General features: G+C 46.9%; 26 protein-coding genes and 4 pseudogenes. All 30 read right to left on the bottom strand.

Translation table 11 applies throughout. The features are described from left to right. Positions 1–376: 376 nt before the first annotated feature. Positions 377–2482 (bottom strand): type IA DNA topoisomerase, encoded by a 2106-nt coding sequence (locus AB5170_RS14975; RefSeq protein WP_158422708.1) that lies wholly within the window; start codon positions 2480–2482, stop codon positions 377–379. 76 nt (positions 2483–2558) lie between these two features. Beyond that, entirely contained in the window at positions 2559–3212 is a 654-nt protein-coding gene (locus AB5170_RS14970) for a CD1107 family mobile element protein (RefSeq protein WP_226855168.1), read from the bottom strand. Continuing rightward, on the bottom strand, positions 3202–3537 hold the full coding sequence (locus tag AB5170_RS14965) for a DUF4315 family protein (RefSeq protein ID WP_180006317.1): 336 nt from the start codon (positions 3535–3537) through the stop codon (positions 3202–3204). The genes AB5170_RS14970 and AB5170_RS14965 overlap by 11 nt, the downstream gene beginning before the upstream one ends. A gap of 18 nt (positions 3538–3555) precedes the next feature. Further along, positions 3556–6081, bottom strand: a complete 2526-nt coding sequence (locus tag AB5170_RS14960; protein WP_173770313.1) for a CD1108 family mobile element protein — start codon at positions 6079–6081, stop codon at positions 3556–3558. Between the two features lie 14 nt (positions 6082–6095). Next, positions 6096–6377, bottom strand: a complete 282-nt coding sequence (locus AB5170_RS14955) for a hypothetical protein (protein WP_195983076.1) — start codon at positions 6375–6377, stop codon at positions 6096–6098. Next, positions 6377–7159, bottom strand: a complete 783-nt coding sequence (srtB, locus tag AB5170_RS14950) for a class B sortase (RefSeq protein WP_158422713.1) — start codon at positions 7157–7159, stop codon at positions 6377–6379. Before srtB ends, AB5170_RS14955 begins: the two co-directional genes overlap by 1 nt. Beyond that, a pseudogene (locus AB5170_RS14945) lies at positions 7156–8063 on the bottom strand (site-specific DNA-methyltransferase). The gene srtB and the pseudogene AB5170_RS14945 overlap by 4 nt, the downstream one beginning before the upstream one ends. Beyond that, a complete protein-coding gene (locus AB5170_RS14940; RefSeq protein WP_158422714.1) occupies positions 8057–10903 on the bottom strand; it encodes a VirB4-like conjugal transfer ATPase, CD1110 family in 2847 nt (948 codons plus the stop codon). The pseudogene AB5170_RS14945 and the gene AB5170_RS14940 overlap by 7 nt, the downstream one beginning before the upstream one ends. After that, entirely contained in the window at positions 10878–11261 is a 384-nt protein-coding gene (locus AB5170_RS14935) for a PrgI family protein (protein ID WP_158422715.1), read from the bottom strand. Before AB5170_RS14935 ends, AB5170_RS14940 begins: the two co-directional genes overlap by 26 nt. Next, the gene (locus AB5170_RS14930; RefSeq protein WP_158422716.1) at positions 11215–11832 is read right to left on the bottom strand and encodes an MT-A70 family methyltransferase; all 618 of its coding nucleotides are present in this window, start codon (positions 11830–11832) and stop codon (positions 11215–11217) included. The genes AB5170_RS14935 and AB5170_RS14930 overlap by 47 nt, the downstream gene beginning before the upstream one ends. A 7-nt stretch (positions 11833–11839) precedes the next feature. Beyond that, a complete protein-coding gene (locus tag AB5170_RS14925; RefSeq protein ID WP_158422717.1) occupies positions 11840–12712 on the bottom strand; it encodes a VirB6/TrbL-like conjugal transfer protein, CD1112 family in 873 nt (290 codons plus the stop codon). 24 nt (positions 12713–12736) lie between these two features. Beyond that, positions 12737–12829 (bottom strand): annotated as a pseudogene (locus AB5170_RS14920) (Maff2 family mobile element protein); the annotation flags it as partial. A gap of 85 nt (positions 12830–12914) precedes the next feature. Further along, positions 12915–14540: a recombinase family protein gene (locus AB5170_RS14915; RefSeq protein ID WP_002594230.1), complete on the bottom strand. Its 1626-nt coding sequence runs from the start codon at positions 14538–14540 to the stop codon at positions 12915–12917. Positions 14541–14667: 127 nt separating this feature from the next. Next, positions 14668–14862 (bottom strand): transposon-encoded TnpW family protein, encoded by a 195-nt coding sequence (locus AB5170_RS14910; RefSeq protein ID WP_002594231.1) that lies wholly within the window; start codon positions 14860–14862, stop codon positions 14668–14670. After that, complete coding sequence (locus tag AB5170_RS14905) at positions 14859–15713, bottom strand: ATP-binding protein (RefSeq protein WP_002594232.1); 855 nt, start codon at positions 15711–15713, stop codon at positions 14859–14861. Before AB5170_RS14905 ends, AB5170_RS14910 begins: the two co-directional genes overlap by 4 nt. Further along, a complete protein-coding gene (locus AB5170_RS14900; RefSeq protein ID WP_002594233.1) occupies positions 15710–16450 on the bottom strand; it encodes a replication initiator protein A in 741 nt (246 codons plus the stop codon). Before AB5170_RS14900 ends, AB5170_RS14905 begins: the two co-directional genes overlap by 4 nt. Before the next feature lie 130 nt (positions 16451–16580). After that, positions 16581–16967, bottom strand: coding sequence for a cysteine-rich VLP domain-containing protein (locus AB5170_RS14895; RefSeq protein WP_002594234.1), 387 nt, complete (start codon positions 16965–16967; stop codon positions 16581–16583). Beyond that, positions 16957–18582, bottom strand: a complete 1626-nt coding sequence (locus tag AB5170_RS14890; RefSeq protein ID WP_002594235.1) for a relaxase/mobilization nuclease domain-containing protein — start codon at positions 18580–18582, stop codon at positions 16957–16959. Before AB5170_RS14890 ends, AB5170_RS14895 begins: the two co-directional genes overlap by 11 nt. Next, a complete protein-coding gene (locus AB5170_RS14885) occupies positions 18554–18949 on the bottom strand; it encodes a plasmid mobilization relaxosome protein MobC (protein WP_002594236.1) in 396 nt (131 codons plus the stop codon). Before AB5170_RS14885 ends, AB5170_RS14890 begins: the two co-directional genes overlap by 29 nt. 584 nt (positions 18950–19533) lie before the next feature. Then, a complete protein-coding gene (locus tag AB5170_RS14880; RefSeq protein ID WP_015536790.1) occupies positions 19534–19734 on the bottom strand; it encodes a helix-turn-helix domain-containing protein in 201 nt (66 codons plus the stop codon). Beyond that, positions 19727–20170, bottom strand: a complete 444-nt coding sequence (locus tag AB5170_RS14875) for a sigma-70 family RNA polymerase sigma factor (RefSeq protein ID WP_072851217.1) — start codon at positions 20168–20170, stop codon at positions 19727–19729. Before AB5170_RS14875 ends, AB5170_RS14880 begins: the two co-directional genes overlap by 8 nt. 160 nt (positions 20171–20330) lie before the next feature. Next, a pseudogene (locus AB5170_RS14870) lies at positions 20331–20735 on the bottom strand (helix-turn-helix domain-containing protein); the annotation flags it as partial. A 142-nt stretch (positions 20736–20877) separates the two neighbouring features. Continuing rightward, the gene (locus tag AB5170_RS14865) at positions 20878–21078 is read right to left on the bottom strand and encodes a helix-turn-helix transcriptional regulator (protein WP_032747079.1); all 201 of its coding nucleotides are present in this window, start codon (positions 21076–21078) and stop codon (positions 20878–20880) included. 2 nt (positions 21079–21080) lie between these two features. Then, positions 21081–21746 carry a DUF3796 domain-containing protein gene (locus AB5170_RS14860; protein ID WP_050540877.1) on the bottom strand — a complete coding sequence of 222 codons (666 nt, stop codon included), beginning with the start codon at positions 21744–21746 and terminating at the stop codon, positions 21081–21083. Between the two features lie 232 nt (positions 21747–21978). Continuing rightward, positions 21979–22101, bottom strand: a pseudogene (locus AB5170_RS14855) (Maff2 family mobile element protein); the annotation flags it as partial. A 279-nt stretch (positions 22102–22380) separates the two neighbouring features. Beyond that, a complete protein-coding gene (locus tag AB5170_RS14850; protein ID WP_368361583.1) occupies positions 22381–24243 on the bottom strand; it encodes a VirD4-like conjugal transfer protein, CD1115 family in 1863 nt (620 codons plus the stop codon). 77 nt (positions 24244–24320) lie between these two features. Further along, the gene (locus AB5170_RS14845) at positions 24321–24830 is read right to left on the bottom strand and encodes a PcfB family protein (RefSeq protein ID WP_158422091.1); all 510 of its coding nucleotides are present in this window, start codon (positions 24828–24830) and stop codon (positions 24321–24323) included. Next, on the bottom strand, positions 24820–25104 hold the full coding sequence (locus AB5170_RS14840; RefSeq protein WP_158422086.1) for a hypothetical protein: 285 nt from the start codon (positions 25102–25104) through the stop codon (positions 24820–24822). The genes AB5170_RS14845 and AB5170_RS14840 overlap by 11 nt, the downstream gene beginning before the upstream one ends. Continuing rightward, entirely contained in the window at positions 25085–25225 is a 141-nt protein-coding gene (locus AB5170_RS14835; RefSeq protein ID WP_173770139.1) for a hypothetical protein, read from the bottom strand. Before AB5170_RS14835 ends, AB5170_RS14840 begins: the two co-directional genes overlap by 20 nt. Positions 25226–25310: 85 nt before the next feature. Continuing rightward, positions 25311–25435 (bottom strand): LPXTG cell wall anchor domain-containing protein (locus AB5170_RS14830; protein WP_368365093.1); only part of this gene is annotated, 125 nt, incomplete at its 5' end.

Raw genomic sequence — 25435 nt, 5'->3', positions numbered from 1 at the left:
TGGAGCTGCCACAAATTCGGTGTCCTTCCGCCTTTTACCATGTGTGTGTCTGAAACATCAAATACATAACGAAGCTGCCGTCTCGGTCCTGTGTCATCTATCAGGGCGATTCCTTTCGCCCCACGATTTACCCATCGACCCATCCTCTGATTCCATGCTTCCAGTGACACACAGGCGGTTGCATCCGGACGCTGGGCATGGATCAGAAGTGTATCCGAGAACGGATAGCGGTACAGCTTTGCCGCCGTATCCAGATACTTCATCCAATCCTTCGGTGAACTGCTCACATCCTTTGCCGTGTATTCCGCCAGTCCCCTTATCTCCTGCAATCTTGCCATGATAATCCACCTCTTTCTTTTCTATTCCATTTCCATGCTTACACTTTTCCTTTGTATTTTCTGCCTCTTTTTTTAGGAAACTCCATCTGGAAAGCCACCCTTCCCTCACTGGTATCCAACAATAAATCCGCAGAAAATAATTTTCCTGTTTTACGGGAATAAAAATCATCTGCATGGGTACGCCCACCTGTCAAAAGCTCCACTGCCATCTTTTTGTCAAGCTGTTTTCTCATACCGGAAAGATAATGGTTTTCTTTCCACAAGGCAAAGGAACACTCCCGGCTGGAACAGTAAAAATTCTGTTTTCCCTCATATACCGGGCTGCCGCAAAGCGGGCAGATGCCAATCTGTTCCCTCGGATGGAATCGCTGCAGTTCTTCCTCCGGTATTTCTTTACATCCCTCCATGACAGTTTTTACAAGTTCTGTAACCCCTTCCAGAAACTCTTTGCCATCAAGCTGCCCTCTTTCTATCAAAAGCAGGCGGTTCTCCCATTCTGCTGTCATGGCGGCAGATTTCAGATACGTTGGAATCACTGCCGTCAATGCTTTTCCATCCACTGTTGGAAGTATCTGTTTTCCTTTGCGGAGGGCATAACCGGAAGACACCAGCTTTTCGATAACAGCAGCTCTTGTGGCAGGTGTGCCAAGCCCTTTTTTCTCTGTTTCTGCATCAAACTCTTTGTTTCCTGCAGTCTCCATTGCCATTAACAGAGTATCTTCCGTAAATGCTTTCGGAGGTGATGTAAAATGTCTGTCTGCCTCCGCCTGTATACGGGAAAACTCCATCCCCTCCTGTAGATTCTCTTCCAATAATTCCTCTTTATTTGTATCCGTTTCTTCCTCTCCTGATTTTTTCAGGGATGCCCTAAACCCGGTGGCAATTTTCCAAAATCCAGGTTCTGTCATACGCTTTCCTTTTGCCATAAATTCATGTCCCGCACACTGTACCGTAATCTGTGTTTCTTCATATGTACATTCTTTGGAAACTGCCTGAGCAAGACGCTGTCCGATCATACAATATAGGTTCCTCTGTTTTTCCGTAAGCTGTGAGAATCCTTTTTTGACCGATTCCTTTGTAGGAAGCAGTGCATGGTGGTCAGAAACCTTGTCATTATTGATAATTCTGCCTACATCGTATCCCATATTCCCCTCTAAAAAGGGCAGTATCTCCGGCAGCACCTCCAAGAGTTCCATCGTTGACTGTTCCATATCTTCCGTAATATACTGGCTGTCTGTACGGGGATAAGTTACCAGCTTGTCCTCATAAAGTTCCTGAAGCTCCTGTAATGTTTCCTGTGCTGTGTACCCAAAGAATCGGTTTGCCTCCCTCTGTAATGTCGTAAGGTCATAGAGTTTCGGCGGCATCGTTTTCTTCTGCTTCTTTTCTACCTTTACAATTACCGCCTTTTCTCCCTGACAGCTCTCTGCCAGTCTCCTTGCTTCTGTCTCTTCCTTAAAATTTTCAGATACCGCAGTAAATCCATCTCCTGTAAGCGTAACTTTGTAAAAAGGTTCTTTTACAAAAGTATCTATTTTTTCCTGCCGTTCCACCAGCATGGCAAGCGTTGGCGTCTGGACTCTTCCGATCACCAGACGTTTATAATATTTCGTTGTAAAGGCTCTGGTTGCATTCATGCCGATAAGCCAGTCCGCCTTTGCCCTGCACACAGCAGCTTCACAGAGATTCCCATACTCCCTGCCGTCCTTTAAATGAGCAAATCCGTCACGAACTGCACCATCCTCCATCGAACTGATCCACAGTCTTTTTACGGGAAGCCTGCTTCCGGACAAGTCATAAACACGCTTAAAAATCAGTTCCCCTTCCCTTCCGGCATCACAGGCATTCACCACATACTCTAAATCCGGACGGTTCAGCAGTTTTTTCAATACCTCAAATTGTTTTTTCTTATCCCTTGCCACCGCAAGCTGCCAATGTTCCGGTAAAATAGGAAGCTGTGAAAACTCCCATTTCTCATAGCGGCTGTCATATACCTCCGGGGACACGTATTCCGCCAGATGTCCGAGACACCAGCTAACGATACAGTCTGCACCTGACAGATAACCATCCTGTCTTTTTCCTGCTCCCAATACTTTCGCCAATGTCTGAGATACACTGGGTTTCTCTCCAATCACTAAATACATTCCATTCTCCTTTCCAAAAAAGGACAGCCGTTTTCTTTTCGGCTGCCCTTTTCCTATCCATCCTTAACTTTGTTTTTTATTCTTCTGTGTCATCCTCGTCCATGTGGTTTTCAGAATCTTCGTTGATGTAATCTCCTTCATAAAATTCCAAATCCTCATCTCCGGCATCCTCTTCCTCTTTTTTAGGCTTTACAACCTTAAAATAATAAACACCACCGCATCCTGCTACGGCAAGCAGCGCAATGGCAAGCAACGCCCCGGTATTAGTCTCTTTACTTTCTTTTTCCGGCTCCTTTTCCGTTTCCTCAACTGCAGGTTTTGTCTCCGGCTGTGGTGTAATGACTGTTGGCTGTTCTGTTTCCTGTTTCTTTGTTTCCGTAACAAACTCTGCCAGATCATCCTCATCAATCATGGAAAGCATATATACGTTTTCTTTGTTACTGGAACGGTCCAACACAAGAAAAAACGTATTGCCGTTCTTTGTCTGTACCGTAAGGAACTCTTTTGTGCTGTCCCCTGATTTATCATCTGCCAGACTTCCGTTCCCCGGAACAGAAAAAGGTGTTTCCTCTGTCTTCGGCGGTTCTTCCTCCTGTACTGGCGTCTCTGTTGGCGCAGGTGCTTCCACCGCCTGCTGAGCCGCTTCATCCGTAAAGGCAAAGGCAGTCGTGGCAGGCAAGACCATCCCTGCCGCCACTGTAAACGCTGCCAGCCACTTTTTAATTTTCATTCTCACGATGTTCATCCTCCTTTTCTTCTGCCCTATGTCCCGGCAGTTTTCTTTCTTCTGCAATATCCTTCCAATCCTCTTCTTTTTTTGTATCCGGCACAGTAGTTTCTTCCGTCAGATACGGAAAAACAGCCGTTCCATTCTGGATTTTGTCCAATACTACCAGAAGTTCCCGGCTGTTTAATTTCATGGAACGGATACTTTTAATAATCTCCGCATCCTCCAACTGCTTTTTTCGGATATTCAGTTCCCTTAAATGTTCCTGCCACTCGGTAATTCTTTCCTCTGTTTTCTGGATTTCATCCAGAACCTTTTTTAATTTCATATTCACTTTCTTAACCTCCTACTGGATTCTTCCAAACGCCATGAAATGTTCCTGCCAATATGCAGAACTGATATTCGCATACTGGATGGGATTGCCGCAGTGGATCATCATGTTGTCTCCTACATAGATTCCCACATGACTGGCTCCCGGCGTATTGTAAGTACCCTGAAAGAAAATCAGATCTCCCGGTTTTGCTTCGGACGGCGATACATATGCACAGCAGGAACGAAGCCCGTCTGCCGTCTGCCTTCCTACATTCCAGCCGTTTCCGCAGTTATTGATTACCCAACTGACAAATCCGGAACAGTCAAAACTGGTACTGGGCGAAGCGCCGCCCCACACATACGGGTATCCCAGATATTTTTCTGCTTCATGGATCATGTTTGCAAATTTTTCATCTGACAATGCCTCTGCCGGAATTTCATAGCCAAAACCACCGGAACCTCCGCCACTGGGCAGCGTATTTACATCAAACAGATAATCACGGTTCCCATATGTCAGATTGTAATAATCATACCGCTGTTCTTCCTCGTCATTCATTCTGTTTCTGAGCACAGTATCCAGATTATGGTTTGTCAGCACTGTTTCCAGCCTGTTTACCTCTCTGGTACTGGTCACTTCCACTTCCTGACTTCCATTGTCATCTGCTATGTATGCTTCCCATGTCTGATGTCCGTGTGCAGAAGCGGCTGCATGGTCTCCATAATAAACATCGAACTGCACCCCGTACTGGTCAAAAGCGCCTGTATCTTCTACAACATACTCCACACCATTCATCACAATCTTCGTGCCCAGAGGTACAAAAGGATTGGAAGCGTCTACCGCAATCGTGTGGTTTGCCTGCGGCATGGCTCCGCTGGCTGTCGATCCGCCGGACCAGACGCCGCAGCAGATCGGACAGTTGCAATATCCACTGGTTACTACCTGTCCCAGTGATTCCCCAACCCGTACCGTCTGTGTTTCTGTCACTGTTTCACGCACACTCTCCGTATGTATGCTGTACTGTTCCCGGAAGATTTCTTCAATCTCCGAAGCCACCTGTGCATATGTAAAATCCCCGTATTTAACTGTCAGGTAGGAGATAAGGTGGTATGGATTATGGCTGATTTCGTCTACCTGATAGCGGTATTCCTCATATTCTGGATGTGTGGCTTCCATGCTGTTAATCTGATTATTCAATGCCGCTTCAAGCTGTGCATAAGCATTTTCTGCCGCATAAATATCTTCATCCTCGCTGGCATAGGTGGTAGAAATAATTGTGGTACTGCCGCCCTGAATGCTGGCGCTGCAGCTGCTGAGTGAGGCTGCCATCACTGCGAACAACAATACGCAGACACCTATACCTGCGAAAATTGCCCGGTTCCTGCAAAGAATCTCCTGCAGTACCTTCTTTGCTTTGACCGCAATGGTTTCTGTAACCCGGATGGTATCCTCCGTTGCTTTTTTCCCTTCCTTCGCCGCAGCATAAGCCTGTTTGTAACGCCTTTTCTGCCAGAAGCGTAAAATAGCATTCTTCTTTGACTGTTCCACCTCGGCAGCGTGTTTCCCCACTTCTTTTCCGCTTTTTTTCATCGCCTCAAACTGCAGGCGGCCCGCTTCCGCTGTTTTTTCTGCCTGCCGTTCCGTGTGCAGGGATTCCTGCAGTCTGCGGCTTGACCGGGAAACGGCATATCGGACAGTCTTTTCTCCCAACAGTTCCGCTTTATGTGCCCCTTCCACTGCCGCATTTTCCTGTTCTGCTTCGTGACTCTTCCCATGAACATAAGCAGATGCAGCAACAGTACCTGCTGAAACAGCCTTCTTTGCCATCCCAATTCCGGCTCCCTGTATCATCCCGCTGCTTTCATCCCCAAAAGAAAGTCTTCCTGCCTGTTTCTTCTGTTCTTTATGGAGCTGTTCCCGCTTTATCTTTCCCTTGATTTCCTCACGGAACCCTTCCATCGACTGCTCCGCTGTTTCCTGGTTCTTACGAAAACGGGAAGATTCTTTTTCTTTCTGAGCCGTCTGTTTTTCTTCTGCCGTTTTTTCTGCCCTTTCTCTTCGGACATAGGACTGCACCTGCTGTTTTTTTCGGCTATGGCTTGTCCATGCAGCAGCTTCTGCATATTCCCTCGCCCCGGACGGATGCCCCCTGATACTTTCCACACGGGAAGAATAATCAGACAAACGTTCCCCTGTATTGCTGTCTGCTTCCTCTATTTCTTCCTGCCATCTGGCACTCTCCGATTCCGGTATCCGCATTTTTCTGGAAGCCGCCCGTTTTTTTCCACTTTCCTCCATGTCCTGCCCGACTGTTTCCGCAGCTTCTGTTCTGCCTGCTTTTTCCGAATACAGCTTCTTTTTCGCAGACTTCGTATCTTCCGCCCTTTCTCCCCGCTTTGAAAAATCTTCCATATCCTCTGCCTGTGTTGCGCAGAAAAAATCATCTGTTTCCCGGTTACTTACCCGGATGGATTTTCTGCTGTGCAGATTTTCCTCCTTCAGTCCATCCCGGCTCATTTTCTTTACGGTTTTGTCTCTTGCCCTGTACTCATGCTCCTGCATGATTTCTCATCTCCTTACATATATGGCTGTGCATACTCTTCCCATTTTTCCAGTGTCGCATCTGCCATTTTCGGAATGGAGGCAGCAAATTTCCATGCCTCCGGCGGCAGGGGATTTCCATGAAGCATCAGAAGATGCAGCATAGAACTCTGCATGTCCACCAGTGCCGCAAGATAAATCAAATCCTCCGGCATATGGGAAAAGACCTCTTCTCCATTGCTGTCTTTTCCATTCTTCAAAAGCATTTGCAATTCTTTTGGTATATCTTCTCTTTTTACTTTTACGGTGTGAACCATTATTTTGTTATCTCCTTTTCTGCTATTTTCTTTGCCACTACAACCAGCCTTCCGTTTTCCTGCGAATATTCACAAGTGGAAAGTGTCAGCAGCTTCTCTCCATAATCTGCCGTAATCCCGGTATCATAAAATGACCGTTCCTTTACAGCTTCTATAAATGTTTCATATGACTTTCTGTTTTCCGCTTTCGTGAACGTATAATAGGCAAAATCACTTCCCGTATAAACCGGAGTGGAAAAGACTGCAAACACCTGATATTTTTCTTCCCCCTGCAGCGTATTGAAAAAAATAAAAGGATGCTCTTTAAAGAACTTCCTCTCACGATACCCTTCCAATGCGGCAAACATCTTTCCGCTGTTCATGTGGTGTCCATAGATGATCAGATTGTCGCAATCTTTCAGGGAACAGTTTTCTGAAAGAAACAAGCTTCCATTTGCAGAGTATTCTCTGAAAAAATCCCGTTTCAGATAATAATTCACTTCTTCCGGATGGTACATAACGGGGTAGTCAATAAGCGTATCCGGTATCGTCAGCCAGCCGATACAATCCTTGTTTTTTTCATGAAGGGCAAGAAGCCCCTCATGGATGAGGTTCTGCTCTTCTTCATCCTGTCGGGGCTTCTCTTTTGTTTCTTCTTTTTGGTTTTCATAAATTTCTTTTAACTGTTCCTGTAAAATATCCGCTTTTTCTTCCTGTTTTGCATAGTCTGCGAGGAAGTGTCCGCTGATTCCCAATAATGCCAGTGACAGAAAACAAAGCAGATAGGCTGCCCATTTTCTCATACGCATCCTTCTCCGATTTTTTTGTCTCCTGACACCTTTTTTATCCGTTCTTCCGCCAGCCTGCAGTATTCCTCGTTCAATTCAATCCCGATATACTGTCGGTTTAACCCTTTTGCCACAGCCCCGGTTGTCCCGCTTCCCATAAACGGATCAAGGACAATCCCCTGTTTTGGGCATCCCGCAAGGATACAGGTTTCCGCCAAACGTGGCGGAAATGCTGCAAAATGTGCCCCTTTATATGGAACGGTATTGATATTCCACACATCCCGCTTATTCCTTAAAGGGTTGATTTCTGTTTTTCCATACCTGCAGGGATTGTTGATCTGCTGTCTGGACATCTGCCCCGGTATGCCGTCCGCATATTTTGTGTTTTCCTTTCTCCCATAGCGGTAACGGATGGCGGTACTTAAAGCAATCGGCTCGGCAACGGCAAGATTGTCGTAAAAATATTTCCCGGACTTTGTAAGCAGGAAGATATGTTCATAACATCGGCTCGGTCGGTCTTTTGCACTCTCCGGCATGGGATTATCCTTCTGCCAGATAATATCACTGCGAAGAAACCAGCCCTCTTTTCTCAGGGTAAGTGCCAGCAGCCACGGAAGTCCCATCAATTCTTTTGGCTTGCAGCCGGACAACCCATGATAGGATTTCCGGCTGTAGCAGTCTGCTATATTAAGCCAGAACGTACCATCTGACCGCAGGACTCTTTTTAATTCACAAAACACAGAAACCAAATGTCCGATATATTCCTCCGGTGCGCCTTCCCTGCCAATCTGGTTTTCCTTTCCATAATCCCGTAAAGCATAATACGGCGGAGAAGTCACACAACAATGGATACTTTCATCCGGCAGACTTTTAGCACCTCCAGACAGTCCCCATTGATAATCGTATCCGTTTTTAACATTCTGCTTTTCCCGCCTTTTCTCCTGTTCCTTCCAAATCCGAAGGTTTGGTTGTCATCAAAGCATACAGACGCAGGGATTTATCAAACTTATCCTTAAACGGGATAATGGTACTGCCATAAAAAATCAATCCCTCTCCCTCGCCGCTGTTGGTCACATAGGAAAGCTGGTGGGGCGAAATGTTCAACTGCTTCGCCAAAATCTGCCTGTCCCCTGCCGCCTGGTTGAGCATATAGATGAAGTCCGAGTTTTCAAATATGTTTTCGATTTCCCGGCTGGCAAGCAAATCCTTGATATTCTGCGTGATTCCTGTCGGGATACCGCCCCATTTACGGAAACGCTTCCAAATCTCCACGGAATAAGCCGCCGTCTGTTCCTCCTTCAGAAGCAGATGGAACTCATCAATATAGTATCTGGTAGATTTATGCAGCGCCCGGTTGACCGTCACACGGTTCCACACCTGATCCTGCACGATCAGCATCCCAAGCTTTTTAAGCTGTTTTCCCAAATCCTTAATATCAAAACAGACAATCCGGTTATTCAGTTCCACGTTGGTACGGTGGTTGAACACCTTTAAGGAACCGTTGACATAGATTTCCAATGCTGTCGCAATCCTCTGTGCCTGAACCTCTTTCTGTTCCCGCAGGCATTGGTACAAATCTCCCAATACAGGCATATTCTCCGGCACAGGGTTTTCAAAATATTTCTGGTATACAATCGGCAAGCATCGGTCAATGACAGACTTTTCTTCTGCTTCAATACCATTTCTGGAACCCATAATCAGCTCACACAAGGACAGAATGAAATCACTCTTAAAGCCCAGCGGGTTATCATCATCAGAATAATCCAGGTTGATGTCCATTGGATTGATGTAATCGTGACTGGTAGGCGAGATATGGATAACCTGCCCTCCAAGTGCGTTGACAAGGGGATAGTATTCTCCTTCCGGATCTCCGATAATAATGTCATCCTGCGTGACAAAAAAAGCATTGGTAATTTCCCTTTTGGCAGAAAAAGATTTTCCGGAACCGGGCGTACCAAGAATCAGTCCGTTAGGATTTTTCAGTTTCTTCCTGTCCACCATGATCATGTTATTGGAAAGGGCGTTCAAACCGTAATACAAAGATTCTCCCGCCATGAACAATTCCTGTGTGGTAAATGGCACAAAAATAGCAGTGGATGTAGTTGTCAGCGCTCTCTTAATCGGAATCAGATTCAATCCCAACGGAACACTGCTCATCAATCCCTGCTCCTGCATATAGTCCAATCTTCTTAATGAACAATTATATTTCTGTGCAATCCCTCCTGTCTGGAACACCGCATTATCAAGTTCCTGCTTTGTCTTTGCCGTATTTAAAAACAATACCGTCACAAGGAACATCCTTTCATTTCTGGACTGCAAATCTTCCAAAAGACGCTTCGCTTCCCCGCCATACGTGTTCAAATCTGACGGAATGATGTCCATATCGTACCCTGAACGTACTGCTTTTTTCTGTTCTTCTATCTTCATGCGGTTAATATCCGTCACTTTACTTTTTACCAGCTTAATCGCTTTCATCTGATCCAGAGACTGGATATGAAGATTTACAATCAGATTTCTGTCCATATCCAAAAACTCTGCCAGCATCTTATCTGTCAGCTCCGGTGCAAGTATCTGTAAATAAGATGCTGCACCGATGGTATTTCCCATCTGAAAGGTCTTTCCGTCCCGGAACACAAAACTGGTAGGTGCAATAAAGTCTTTTGTCCCCATTCCGCTTCGCAGTACCCTGTCATAAGAGAACTGGAACGGCACTTTTTCTTCCGGGTTAAAGGTTTCATAGAGAATCTGAAGCCGTTCCTCCCCGGACAGCGGATAAGCCGACACTCCGAGAACCTTGAAGTTATTTAAAATATCCGCTTCGATACGTTCCAGCTTCGGCTTTGCTTCCCGGATGTTCTCCGCCTTAATTCCAAATGTAATGTATTTCGTCCGTACCAGGCCATTATTTCCTTTTGCCAGCTGATTTTTTAACATCTGTGCATACTCCATACGCACATCGTCAAATGCGTCATTCTGCGGTCTGATCTGAATAGCGGATTCAAATTCTTTCATACTGCTGTGATGGTTGATAAAGGACACCTGAAAATGGATACTGCTGTCAAAATAATTGAGGAAGTCACACCAGTTTTCAAAAATGGCATTCTTATCTTCGTTCTGTGCCAACTGGTAGTTAATGTCATAAAATCGGATGGTTTTGGAATAATATTTCTCCTGTACCCGGCAGATACCGTCCTTTGCCATTTCCCGGTATGGTATGGATTTCTGTGCCGAAAGACGCTTCTCCTTTTCCTTTTTCAATTCTGCTTTTGAAGGTTTCTTCTCCACAATCTTCTGTGATCCGACTGTATTTCGTCCCTTTCTTTTTCTCCCCGGTTTCTCGGATGCCGCAGAATAATTTACCGTTTTATGCTTTTTCTTTTTTTCCTTTTTTAAAGCGGCTCTTTCTTCTTTTGCTGCCAGCTTTGCTTCTTTTTTAGCTGCCTTTTTCTCTGCTTTTTCCTGCTCTCTGCGCAGCTTCTCATTCATTTTTTCTGCTTTTTTCATAGCCCTTTTTTCACGCCTGGTAAGTTTTCTGGGTGGTTTTCTCCTGCCCCTTCTGCGTTCCAGAGCTTCATAACCGGACACCACAGGCTGTCCCCTTACAAGGCCTGCCATTTTTTCTGTATCATAGGCTTCTGCCTCTCCATAATCCGGATATTCCTCGTCCGCATCATCCAGCCAGCCTCTTTCATAGGCTTCCTGCCTTTTGATATGAGACTGGTACGCCTGTCTATCATTTCCTTTTCTTTTTCTCTGCATGTCCGCTTCCTCCTCTCTTTCTTTTCTCAGTCGTTACTGTTTCCTGTATTTCGTACAGATTCTCAATCTCATACCTGCGGATGGCAGGATACCGCAGTTTTACATGAATGACATTTAAGAGAATCTTTTCCAAAGGCAGGCCGTCCTTTTCATACATGGCAAACATAAATGCCGGAAGCATAAGAATGACCATACCTGTTGCCGCATTGCTTGTTCCAATCCATTCCCTTGTCAGAAAATAAAATGGAAGCCCCACAGCCGCCGCAATCACCAGACAGATAAGCTGCCGTTTCGTGAGGTTTAAAACAACCTTATTTTTTACCTTTGTCAAATCTTTGGGTACTGATACAAATGCCACGATTACCATCTCCTTTCCCTGCATTTTCTAAAATCCGGGACGATGCAGAACCTTCAACTTCATTTCCCCACACATCCCATCCGGATGTTTTCTGCCTTGCAAACAGTTCAATTCTCGGCAGTTCTCCAAATAATTCCACAATCCTCTTCCGGACTTCATCCGGCTTTTTACTGTGCTGTTCCAATGGGCTTATGATAAGCTGAGAGATACTTTTCGATATCCGCTTTGGATGTCCCTTAATCCCAAGCAGACAGATTTCCACATTGGAACGTGTCCAATAGCCCATCCCGAAAAAGAATCCTTTTCCGGATTTATTCTGTTTTACCCATGCAAACCCAAGTGTCTTATAGGTAAATCCCCATGCTTCAAAAAGTTTCATTGCATCCTGAAGCTGCGGAAATGTTACCCATAAAAACAAAGCACAGTCCTTTGCTGCAAGTTCTGCAACAGGAAGTCTGCATATTTCCTGAATACTCATAGTTGGATAGTGGTTTTCTGCCGCCCCCTGTCCCCGGTTCATGTCATATCTCCAGGGCGGATCAGCATAAATAATGTTATATTTTTTCTCCATTGTTTCCTTAGTGTGCATTGAAAATAGAGCGTGACAGGTTTCCGGTTTTCATCAGACTAAAGCAGAGAATGACCGTATATGCCGCCACTCCAAACAATGCTGAATGCATATTGTCTGAAATCTGGATAGTGGATACAAGCACCGCATAAATGCCTACACACACCATCATAAAAAATCCCTGAAATCCGAGTGCCAGAAGCCCCCGGAAATAATTTGTTCCTACCTGCCCCCATTCCCGGTTGGACATGGTTGCAAACGGAATCGGTGCAATCGAAGTATAGAGGTAAATTTCTATCATCCTTCCAAACAGGATGACGGTAATCAGTACAGACATCACCTTCATGCACAGGCTGACCACCATCGTCTCCAGTGCCAGTGTGACCAATTCCCCTATTTCCATAGACTCCATTGCCGTATTCATGGCTTCAATCATGGAATCTACGTTAATAGCTGTTTGCGAATTGATAGAGCCGCCTGCGGCATTTACTACATGCTGTCCCACATCAAAGACTGCCATCGCAATCGTGAAGGTATTGCTGACAAGATAAACTGCCACCCACATCTTGAAAAAATACTTGAAAAACATCCAAGTATCTATCTCGTGCATATTATTTTTCTCTGTCAGCATGGTAATCAGTTCATAACACAGGACAAATGTAATAATCACGCCTGCAATCGGCACAATGACCGAATTGGAAAGATTCTGTATCAGACTGAAAATACTTCCATTCCAGCCTTGCGGGGTTTGTCCGACCTGCGCAGCGATTTCTCCTGTCTTTTCATTGACATCGGTAAACATGGTTGTCAGGTTGGACGTGACCATCCCCGTCAAAAGCTCCCTCATCCATTCCTCGATTGCTTCAAAAATGCCATCGAACATGGGTGGTTCTCCTTTCCTCTATGCTTAAAACAGTCCTCCCAGAAGCGGGATAAGCTGTGTTCCGATTAACACAACCCCTCCTCCGGCCATAAGCTGCTTAATTCCCTGTGATTTTGCTTATGTGTGATAAAGAAGTAATAGAAGTGTAAAAAATTTTGCCGTTCCTATCCGGCACATGAGGTATGTCGGATAGGTCGGGCGGTTAGGTGTCGGGCAGTTCTACCTTGCCGACAAAAGAATAATAGATTTCGATTTCCTGTCTGCGTAACTTGCCCCGGCGTTTCCCGTCAAGGGCAACGCTTTCATGGACAACGATTTTCTCCACAAACTCCCGCAGCAGAGTAGGGGTAAGTTCTTCAATGGTAGTGTGCCTGCGTACCACATTCATAAACTTTTCAGCGTTTGCGGTGGCTTCCTGCGCTTTGGAAAGTTCTTCCCGCAGTCTGGCGGCACGTTCTTTCAGTTCTTTCTGCTCGGCTTCATAGTCTGCCGACAGCTCTGTGAAACGCTCGTCCGATATGCGCCCGGTTACGCTGTCCTCATACAGCCGCTTGAAGATAGCAGATAACTCGGCTATGCGTTTCTCGGCGGCTTCCAGCTCCTTTTTCTTGGCGGCGTTCCTGCGTCTGTCCCCGTCCTCATTCTGCTCGATTAAAAGCTTCATAAACCGGGCTTCATGCTTTGCCGCATAGCTGGTAACTTTCCGCAGATTGGAGAGTACGCCAGCGGTCAAGAGGTCAGTGCGGATAAAGTGCGCTGTGCAGTCGGCGGTGCGTTTCTTGTAGCTTCCGCAGATATAACAGTCCTGCTTGCGCTTGTCCGTCTGGTATCGCTGCTGGTACATGACGCTGCCGCAGTCGGCACAAAAGAGTATGCCGGAGAACAAGCCCACTTCGTCATAACGGTTGGGGCGTTTGCGCTGCTTGCGTAACTCCTGCACCCGTTCCCACGTTTCCCGGTCAATGATAGGCTCATGGTGGTTCTCAAAAACCGCCTGCTTTTCCGGGGGATTTTCTATGCTGTGTTTCAGCTTGTAGGACGGCTTCTCGGTCTTAAAGTTTACCAGACAGCCCGTATATTCCCGGTTTTCCAGCAGATGAACCACGGTATTGGTCGCCCACTTGCACTCATAGCCGGGGTGGTAGCGGCGGGTGCTGCCCGTCCTGCGGTATTCCAGCGTCCCCGGCGTGGGGATTTGCTGCTCGGTCAGCATACGGGCTATCTTGGTCGGACCGTTCCCGGCAAGGCAAAGGCTGTAAATCTGCCGTACCACCGGGGCGGCTTCCTCGTCAATGATAAAGTTTTCGTCCTCGTCCATGAGGTAGCCATAGACGGGCTTGCTTGTGATGGGCTTTCCGCTCATGCCCTTAGAGCGTTTTACTGCCTTGATTTTCTTGCTCGTATCTCTCACCAGCCATTCGTTAAAAATGTTCCGCAGCGGGGCAAAATCATTTTCCCCCTGTGCGCTGTCCACTCCGTCATTGATAGCGATGAAGCGGACACCTTTCTGTGGGAAAATCATTTCTGTGTACATTCCCACCTGTAAGTAGTTTCGCCCTAACCTCGACATATCCTTGACGATAACTGTCCCGACTTTCCCTGCTTCAATGTCTGCAAGCATGGCTTGAAATCCGGGTCTTTGAAAGTTCGCACCGGAATAACCGTCGTCGGTGTACCAGCGCAGATTAGAAAATCCATTCTGTTTGGCATAGGTTTCCAAAATCCTCTTTTGGTTGGAAATGGAATTGCTCTCGCCTTGCAGCTCGTCCTCATGGGACAGTCTTGGGTAAAGGGCGGTAATGAGTTGCTGGGTGGTCTGTCTTAACATAAATTCCTCCGTTTCCGACAGCCAGCCCCACTATTCCGTACCTTGATTGTACCACATGGGGCGGCTGTCTGTATAGCGGCAAAAGCGTCAAATCTGCTTCTTTACGGTCGGTAAAAATGACGGTTTTTCAATCAGGCTTATCACAGGTCAAATATCCGGCGGCGGCTTCTGCTTCCAGCACTTTCATCATCTTGTCAGCGGCGGTGTCGGTCGCCCCCTCCTTGAAAAAGCCAGACACCACAAGGATTGTGTTGCCTATCCTCGTTTCGGTCACGCAGTCCGGGCGGCGGGCAGGGCGTTTGTTTCTCTGGGTGTCGGTCATAGGCAAATCTCCTTTCCGGCAAGCAGCCGTTTCAGCTGTTCCATTTTTCCCTGTGCGGCGGCTTTCCTCAAATTCTCCCCGGTAAAGCAGAGAGGGGAACACATTTCAAGCAGGCGGTCATAAATCCGGGCGTGGGCGGTGTCCTCCGGGTGCTGCAATTCCTCCAGCGTGAGGTTGGTCGTCACAATCAGCGGCTTCCTGCTCCGGTAGCGGCTGTCAATCACATTGTAGACCTGTTCCAGACCGTATTCTGTGCCACGCTCCATTCCAAAATCGTCAATGATGAGCAGGGGGAAGCTGCAAAGGCGGGAAATATATTCGTTCCTGCCCGCAAAGCTGGCGGCAAGGTCGTTTAATATTGCTGCAAAGTTTGTCATGCACACCGGGACTTCCTGCTCCATGAGGGCGTTTGCAATACACCCGGCAAAATAGCTTTTCCCAGTGCCTACCCTGCCCCACAAGAGCAGCCCGTAGTTCCCGTCCTTTATCTGTTCCCAGCGTGCCACATATCCGGCGGCGTTCTTCATCTGCGGGCAGCTGCCGTTATCGTTGGCAAATGTCCAGTCCTGCATGGTCTTGTCTGTAAAGCCCTGCCGTTTCAGCCGTTCCACCGTTTCAAGGTGGCTGCGCCGCTTCTCGGCGGCTTCCCGTTCCTTACGGGCTGCCCGCTGGCAGTCGCACTCTGACGGGTGGCGGTCACGCCCGAAAAAGGTCTTGCCCTCCGGGAAATAGGCTTCTTTGGGTTTCCGGCATTTGCCGCAGTATAAAAGCCCGTCCTCCCCGGTGTAATCCTCCGGCTCGGCTGTGGTGTCGGTCATAGGCAGTATGGTGTTGTGGATTGTATCGGTCATAGGCTTTCTCCCTCCTTGAATGAATAGTCCGGTATGCCTTTCTTTGGCTTCTCTTTGGCAGCGTCCTCCTGCGCCCACTTGTAAATGGTGGCTGCATGGCTCTGGTACTGCTTCCCGGTGGAAGCGATGTGGCAGGAAAGGCGGTCAAGGTAATACTCCCACTTGCCGGGGAAGTCCTGTTCCAGCTCCAAAAGTTCTGTGTCAGAAAGAAATACATTTTTATATCTGCCATAAGCGGCGGGGGGCTGCCCCTCACTCGCTCCTTTTGTTTGGCTCTCTATTAGGTTGTTTATATTAGTTTGGTTAGGGGACGGTTTTCCGACCGTCATAAGGTCAGTTTTCCGGCTGTCAGTTGGTCGGTTTCCCGCCCTTATGAGGGGCGGTTTTCCGTCCGTCAGTTGGTCGGAAAACTGTACCACTGGGATAGGCGGCACTTTCACATACAGACGGTTGGCGGCAGAAAAGCCCGTCCGTCTGCGTTCCAGCAGCCCGGCAGCGTCCAGTTCGTTCAGTGCGCCCTTTATGGTGGTGCAGCCTTTATCCAGCATTTCCGCTATCTCTGCTATGGGGTAGACAATGTATGTCCGTCCCTCGCTGTCCTGCCAGCCGTTCTTCTGCGAAAGGGTGGAACGGTCTAACAGCAGCGCATATAACTCTCTTGCGGTGTGGGATAGGTCTGTTTCCAGCAGGAAACGGGGGTAAGGCAGGTAAGCGGGCAGCTCCGTTCCTGCGGTCATATAATCAGCGATAGGGTTCACCTCCTTGTGGTGTCTGTCTGTGGGTTCTGTTACGCTTTTAGGGGGCGTTTTTAAGGGAAAAGGATAAATGTATCACGCACCCTTTGACACCCTCCAAAAAAGCCTTGATTTATGCGGGTTTGAAATGCCCTAAAGCGTGACATTTCTCCCTTTGTTTCCGCTTCCGTTTGGCGGCGTTTATCCGCTTCATGCGTCCGGCGCAGTCCGGGCAGTATTTCCCCCGGTTGGATTTTGGGAAGAAGAACGCCCCGCAGACAGCGCAGCGTTTCCGGCTTCCCCGGCGCAAGAGGGCGGCTTCCAGTGCTTCATCAAGGGGCAGGACAGCGGCGGTAAACCAGCGGCAGAGCAGCGAATAGCTGATACTCTGTACACACACGCAAGGCTCGCCGTCCTCCAACAGCAGGCAGTTCCCGCTGTCATAGTTGCAGCACTCATGCACAAGGCGGCGGGCTGCCCGGTACTGGCGGTAGTCCATGCGGGGGATATTACCGTTCATGGCTCTGCTCCTTTCTGCGCTGCGGCTCGCTCCGGCGTAAAATCTGGTCGATATTGCCCTTGACAGTCTGCAAGCGGCGGTACTCCTCCCGTTTTGCCCGGTAATCGTTGTAGCCGCTGTTTTTCTCTTTGATAAGGCTTTCAATCTCTGCTTGCAGGGATTTATAGCTCGGCAGCTTGGAAATGCCGTTCTCCCTGAAATAGCGGGCGGCTGCGTCTGCTATGATAAAGTCACTTTCATGCTTCTGACGGTAGGCTGCTTTTGCTTTGGCGTTTTTCTGCTGTTTCAGCCCGTCCCGGACAGGGCGGGTCTTGGAATAGGCAAGCACCTGCCGTTGCAGCTCCTTTTTCCCGTTCAGCGTCTTTTCCACCTGCTTCAACCACGCAAGGCTTTCCTGCATGGCGGCATAGGCGGCAGAACAGGCTTCGTCCAGTTCCTCCGGGGAGGAAAAGCCGTACTGCTGATAGGCGGTAACGGTAGCTGCCATTTGCTTTAGGTTGTGCTTTGCCGCCCAGCGGTCATAGCCCACGCCCTTGCCCTCGGCTCGCTTGGCTTCCCGGTCAACCATGCGCTGCAAGGTGTTGTCTGCCGGGGTGGTTTTTGCAGCTTTTTCCCCTTGTAACGGCTTTTTAACTGCGGCAGGGTATTCGGGTATGGCTTTGGTCTGTTCGGCAGCTCTGTGGGCGTTCTGCGTGAGCAGGGCAAGGACAGCAGCCTTGTCAAAATCGTCCCCCAGCTTTCGGGCTGTGATAGGCTTTGTCCTGTCCGGCGTGAGGTAGGAAAGCCGCCCCCGGCTCTCCTTGACGGTCACACCCTCCCGCAGCAAAAGGGAAGAAAACTCGTCAAAGCTGCCAGCTTGGGAAAGTGCCTGCCGTATCGTCCGGCGCAGCTTCGCCTTGTCCGTTTCAAACTTGGTGGGCTTGGTCGGCTGTCCGGCGGCTTCTCTGGCGGCGTTCTCTTTGTCAAGGGCAAGCTGCCCTTTCTTTGCCGCCCAGTATTCCCGTTCGGTTATCCGTTCCTTGCTGCCGTTCAAGAGGTCGATTTGGTAAAGCCCCTCCCGGTGGCACATTTCCATGACTTCGCTCTTGAAATATTCCATAGCGGCGTTGGTGCAGCGGTGCTTGCAGCCCTCCAGCGTGTCGGCTGGTCTGTCCATGTAGGGCAGAAGCGGGACTTCGTAAATCCGCAGGGAGTTGATGACGATATGCACATGGATATTCCCGCTGTGGTTATGCCCGTCCGGGTGGGTGCAGATTAGGGCTTGGTGTCCGGGGAAATGCTCCTTGCAGAACTGCTCGCCCAGCTCCTGCGCCCGGTCTACGGTCAAGCCGTTGTCTGTCCCGTCCCGTGGGTCAAAGCTGATGATATAGTGGTGGCTTTTCACATCTTCCCGTTTTTGGTTTTTCTCATAGCGGAGATTGGCTCGCATACAGGCAACAGCGAAATCCTCGCCCCCGCAGTTGAGGGAAGAAATGCGGTAATCCTCCCTCGGTATCAGCCGCCCGTTTTCATCAAGGGTGGCTTTCATGGTAAACTCGTCATGCTCAAATGTGAGATAGGCTTCCGCTGCGCCATAGTCGGCGTTTTTAGAGCTGATATGTTTGAATGTTGCCAACAGCGTCACCCACTTTCTGCAAGACTTCAAACTTTAGGGCAGCAAGGTCGGAAACCGCCGCCCGTACCTCCCCGGCAAGCTGCGGATAGGGACTGTGCCACTCGTTCAGCGTCCGGGCTATCTGGTTTAAGTTGCCGCCGATCCTCCCGTATTCGGCGGTCAGCTTCCCGACAGCGGCAAGCAGCTCGTCATTGATGGGGGAAACGGTTATGATGGGGCGTATGGCTGCCCCGGTTATGGCTTGCCGGATAAACTCGGCTTGGCTCATGTGGTAAGCAGAAAGCCGCTGGGCAAACTCGGCGTATTCTTCCTCGGTCATGCGTGTTTTGACTACCCGGCTGCGGTGCGGCGTGTTGTATCGTTTCATAGGTGGTTGACCTCCTTTCTGTGCGTGGTGTCCTCTCACTAATAGGAGAAAAACAGGGTGTGAAGCGGAACTGTTTTTGAAAAATCCGAAAAATATTTTGAGGGGTTTTTCAGCGGCGCAAGCCGCATAAGCAGGGTTTGGGGAAGGCACTCCCCAACAAGATTCCCGCAGGGGCAAAATGAGCGATAAGCGAATTTTGGCACCTCGGTAGAATCTTGCTCTAAGAAACTGCCGGACTGCCGTTCACTTCCTACTGCCACTTTTTCAGAAAATCTATAACCAGCTTTTTCATAAAAGGCTGCGGGCTGGCGTTCTTCCTCTTACTCCCTACAACACCGCAAAAAGCAAAAATGACGGACTTTCCGGCAAGAACTTTTCCGGCGGCTCGGTCTTTCCCGACAATAAGGCGTTTCGGAAGCTGCGTTTTGCCCGCTGGCTAAAAAAATGGCAGCCTTTTTAGCTTCAATGTCTAATACGGAACTTTTGGAAATTTGCCAAAAATGGGCGCAAAAAAAGCAGCAAATCTTTTTCGGATTTACTGCTTCATGTGCTGCTGCGGGGCGGCGGGATATTCAGTTTTTATGTTATCGGTCAAGCCGGAACTTGAACAGGCTTTCAATCAGCTTTGTTCTGATGTAGTCCTCCATATCAGAATTATAATAGCCGTTCATTTTGGAGAAATAGCGGATATACCCGGCATATCGGTCAAGGACAGCTTGTATCGCTATGGGGTCGCCCTCATGTGCTTTTATTATCGTGTCATAGGGGAGAAGTAGGCTACTCATGGGACAGCACCTCCATTTCTTCTTTCAGCCGCTTCAAGGCAAGCTGGATATGCCGCCCGATTGTGCTGCGTGTCCAGCCGCTTTGTTCTCCGATTTCTTTCTGCTTCAAATGCTGGAAGTAATACAAAAAGATTTCCTCCTGCGACTGTTCCGGCAGTTCGGCAAGAGCCGCCGCAAGGGAACAGCTATCTAAAAATATCGTCTGCCCCCGGACGGAGAATGGATAAGTTTCGCCATAGTCTGGCACTTGAAAATACTCGTCTATGGTGCTTAGTGGAACAAACTTTTCTTCGGTCAAGTATTCAAGGGAGATTTCCCGTTTCCACCTCGCTGCCAGCATACGGGCAGCGTCAAAGGACGCATGGCGAATAACAATCCGGCAATAGGTATCATGGGTATAGCGGATATGTTCTTGATAGGCTTCGTATTCAGTCATGGAAAATCCCCCTTTCTTCGATTATGGGAAAGGGCGGCAGCACTTTTTGCTGTCGCCCCTTGATTACCCACCAGCAAGGACAGACGGGGCTGTCAACGGTGGGCGCAGCCCATTCACTTGCCGTTGACTGGCTCGGCTGGTTTTGCTATTTTTAGCGACTTCATTCATCTATGCTTATCGTTTCATCACTTATTGCTAGCGGGTTATTCTGGGTATTGCTGTTGAGGTCTGGAACGCTGAAAAAGACAGCAATAAAAATATTCACAAGAACGATTACTGCTAATATAATGGCAACAATTTTCCAGATACGACGTGAGCGGCGGTTCTTGATTGCCAGTTGCTCGTTTATTCTGGATAGTTGTTCGGCAACATCACTGGCGACATTTTCATTTTCAATTTTCGTACCCAGCAATTCACTGACATATACCTCTAATATTTCAGCCAGACGAATAAGAGTATCAGCGTCGGGAACGGACAAATTTTTCTCCCATTTGGAGATAGTCTGTCTGACTACATGAAGTCTGGTTGCTAATTCTTCCTGTGAAAAGCCTTTCTGTTTTCTGAGAGTTTTTAGATTTCATAGAAACATGATGCGTTCCACTCCTTTGTCTTGGTAAATCAAAAATAGCATGATAGTTGCTATGCGGCAAGCAATGCAGATTAACATTAGCGCAACTGCCTATAAAATAAGCATAATTCCGCACAAATCACTTGAAAACGAATATTTCTTCAATCGGTGCTTCAACAACTCTTGAAATATCAATCGCCAGTTTAAGTGAGGGATTGTATTGTGCCTTTTCCAGCCGCATAATTGTTTCTCGCCGCACGCCTACCTGTGCCGCTAACTGCTCTTGTGTCAAATCCTTTAATAGCCTGTACTTTTTTAATCTACATTCAAAATCCGGCACGCTTATTCCTCGCTTTCATCAAACTGTTCATCGTTATCATAATGATATAGCAGATATTCGCTAAGGAATATTTCAAGTGCTATGGAGAGAGCTATAACAATAACAAGAGCAATTAAGGTATATTCAAGGTTATCCATGAGCTTTCCCTGTCCCAAAATGAGTATTGCAAGAAAAATAATGGACAGAGAAGTTTTGTTCGCTACACTTTGCGCTTTCATTTTGTTTTCTTTGTATCGTTCATCTATAAGAGTATTTGACATTTTTCCCTCATAGAAAAATCCGAAAAAGCCGAAAAACAGGAAAAACACAAAAGGAAAAATTGTCTTGTCAACGCTGTAAGTCCAAAATCCCAAAAATCCGGCAAATCCTAATAAACCTAAAAAACCCAGTTTTGGATTTATTGTTCTGGTGGATTGCAAGGTTAATTCCCTACGCCTGTTTGTTTTAATAGATTCCAAAAACAACACAACAATATTCACAATATACAAAGTAAGAAGTACGCCGGAAATAATCATAGGCAGGTCTTGCACTCTGAAAACATATTCAGATAAATCCATAGGCACAATAAACCTTGAATTGTTAAATGCTATCGTGTACCATGAAGATATTGCTACCAGCAGAGCGCATATCACGCCCAGGCAAATTGTGAGTTTCGTTCTTTTTTTCATAATGGTGTCCTCCGATGAGATGTATTTGTCGCTTGTCGAGATAAATATATCACTTCAAAGGCTGGCTGTCAATAGGAAAGATACAAATACATCACTTTCCCAAAAATGCTTAGAAAGACAAAAGCTGATATAGGAAAATCCCCACATCAGCTTTTCGTATTGGTCTGTGTTTCGGAAATAGTGGCTGCTGTCTATCAAATTATCATTTGTTACTTTACCGCACATGAGCATTTGCACCTGGGTTATCATTTCCGTATCCTTCCAGAAGATTGATAACTCCCCATACGGCAAGTCCGGCACCGATTGCCACCACAAGGGTCTGTAAAATATTAATTGCTGAAGCAAAAAACGCCATATAATCACTTGAAAGTCCAATATAGAAAACAGGATTTTCTCTATTTGTCCCGTTTTTGCACATTAAAAAACCGCCGTTTCTTCCGGCGGTCAGCTCTTTCCATATTGGTTTCTTCTCCTTTCCAATTTTTTTGTTTTAATTTTTGTATTTGTGCAATGAGCCTGTATTCCATATTTCCGGTTCAGCACGAATAGGTGGGTAAACATATCTGCCACCTGTTTCTATGTAAAACTGCATTTTCCCCTTTCCGGACTTTGCGACACGGTGTCGCAAAGTTCCTTAATTTACTGTTTTTTCTGTTTCATGTTCTTCTGCTTCATTTCCATCCACCTCATATAAGTCAAATTCTTCCTGTCTCCTGATTTTAAGCTGATGCTTCATATATGCTTCCACATCAAAAGCATTCTTCTCGTCATAATCGGACAACTCCCGGTATCGCTTATGCTTCGTAATGTCAAACTTGTCACTCAAAAACGGACGCACCCCTCTAAGCTGCAAAATACATTTATTTCCATCCATAACCGATAGTTCATCCCGGCTCATCAATTCCTTCCCTGTTTTTTGATAATTAAGCCCATAGGAACGGCTTTGTCCACGTGTGTCAGATGTGTTATAAAGGTCAATGGTTTCCTTTCCAAGTGTCTCTGATATTTCCTTTAAAGTTGTACTTTCCTTTCCTCCCAGAAACAGCATCGTGTCGCAATTCCCGCTGATTGTTTCGGCTGCATCCTTATAAATCGTCTTTAACTGGCTCTGGGACTGCAAGATAATGGAGGCAGAAATTTCTCTGCTTCGGATGGTTGCAATCAGCTTGTCAAATTTTGGAATCTGTCCGATGTTTGCAAATTCGTCTAAAAGCAAACGTACATGGTAAGGTAATCTTCCTCCATGTACATCATCTGCCCTGTCACATAACAGGTTAAAAAGCTGCGTGTACATAATCGCAACAATAAAATTGAAGGTATCATCCGTATCAGAGATAATGACAAACATTGCCGTCCTCTGGTCTCCAAGCATATCCAGTTCCATCTCATCATAAGAAGTCAGTTCCCGAAGTTCCGCAATATCAAATGGCGCAAGTCTCGCACCACAGGAAATCAGGATACTTTTTGCTGTCTTACCTGCCGCCAGTTTGTATTTTTTGTACTGTCGCACAGCAAAGTGTTCCGGGTTTTCTGCCTCCAATTCCTCAAACAGCTCGTCCACCGCATTTTTAAATTCCTCATCATCCTCTCTTGCCTCAGAAGCATTGATAAATTCAAGCAGTGTGGCAAAATTCTGTTCGTCCTCCGGTGCTTCATAATAGATGTACCCAATCAGGGCACAATACAGAAGCCTTTCGGCCTTTACCCAAAAATCTTCGGAAGATTTTTCTCCTTCGCCTTTGGTATTGGCAATGATGGTATTGACCAGCTTTAAGATGTCTTTTTCACTGCGGATATAGCGGAAGGGATTATAATGCATACTTTTTTTGAAATTTATGATATTCAACACTTTAATCCGGTATGGTTCATAAATAACCTTTCCCTGTTTATCCCTGACTGGCTTGCCGTTTTTCATCTTCGGTGTACCACGGCGGAGCATTTTCCCGCACTCCACCAGAATCGTCCCCTTCGGATCAGTTACAACATAGGAAACATTGGATGGCATCTGCATTAAATTCGGCTTTACATAGAACCTTGTTTTACCGGAACCGGAACCGCCGATAATGATTACATTTTTGTTTCTTGCATATTTAGGCTGTTTCGGGCGGCTGTTCATGGTAAGCCGTTCCGTCTGTGTCAAAAGGATATTATTTTCAAACACTGGATCAATAAAAGGTGCGATGTCTTTCTGGTTTCCCCATCGGGCAGAACCGTATTCCTCTCCCTGCCGGAATTTCTTTGCATTTTTCCCTTTCAGGTACACCATTGCCTTAATCACTACAGTGGTAATCATCCCAACTGCCATATCAAAGATATGGAGACTGAGAATTGGATTTGAGAACGCCATCTGGAAATTCAAAAACAGCACCCCCAGACGTTCTATTGCGGATTCCCCAACACAGAACCGATACAGCCATGCCAGCTTATCTGCCAGGTAAAAAACAATTACATAGGGAATATTCATCATAAGCAGACGTTTCTTATCCACCGCAGGCATCTGTCCGGCAATGTCCTGTCCTATTTTTTTCAAAACTGTCATAACTTCTGACTCCGGCTTCTTTTTATGCTTCCTGCTCAATGTTCCTGCCCCCGATTCTTCTGTTTCATCTTTTCCCTCTGCCTGTGCTTTGCCACACGTTCCATTGCCAAATACAGTTTCTTCCGGACAGATACTTTTTTGCTTTTCTTTAACTGCCATCCGGTATATTCCTTAAAAGCGGCAGTTATGGAATCCACTTCTTTCGCCTTAAAAAAGACATAATATTTCGGAGGTTCTGCCGACCTGTCTTTCTTCAGGCAGTAGTCTATATCATATTTTCTGGCATATTTTTCAAAAGACCGGATATTCCCATCTGTAACCTCAATATTAGAAAGCTCCTGATTGTGTGCTTTCAGTTTTTCCATGCTCTGTTTCCCATGATATACGGTTTCTTTTTTCTGCCCCTTTCCAGAAATTTTTTGCCGCTTTTGGGACTGTTCCATCTCCCTGAGCAGCTTCTGCAGCGATGCTTTTAAAATCTGTGCAGAAATTTTCCCTCCCCGTATACACAAAGACACCACCTTTTCATTTACTTCATCCTGCAAGACAATCACCTTCCTTCTCCCTGACTGCTTTCTTCTGTTTTATTTCCAGCAGAATCTTCTGCAGGCAGTACCCGATGCAAGGAGAATATCTTCCATAAGGGCATCCCTCACAGCACCAAGTCTCCTCTTTCTCTTCAAAAGGTTCCTCCGGCAAAAGCCGATAATAGCATTCTTCTTTGGAACATCCATTCTTCCGGCTATTCCAAAAATAACAGTAAGAGCAGTCCTTTGGCTTATCCTCTGCATATTTCTGATTATCCGCTTTCTTCTGCATCCTGTTTTGCTCTCCTGTCCAATTCTTCCAATCTCCTGTCCTCCTCTGCCCCTACACGAATACAGCAATATAGGCTAACTGCTATGACCACTGCAGCTCCGCCGATAATAATTCCAATCATCTCCATACACCTCTTTCGTCCATCAACAAAAAAACAGGGTGTTTCCAAAATGACCAGCACTTCGGAAACACCCAATATTTCTTTTTTATTTTTTCTTTTTTAACAGGAACAGTGAACCCCCTGTTCCGCACAATGCAAGACCAGCAAGAAGCAGCCACAGCCGTATATTGCTATCATCACCTGTTTTCGGTGTGTCTGTCGGCTTTGAAG

Origin of the sequence: Ruminococcus sp. RTP21484sp1_RTP21281st1_A8_RTP21281_210402, assembly GCF_040914025.1 — a bacterium.
In the GTDB taxonomy this organism is placed as follows: domain Bacteria; phylum Bacillota; class Clostridia; order Lachnospirales; family Lachnospiraceae; genus Blautia_A; species Blautia_A faecis.
This window is presented reverse-complemented; position numbering and strand designations above follow the sequence as displayed.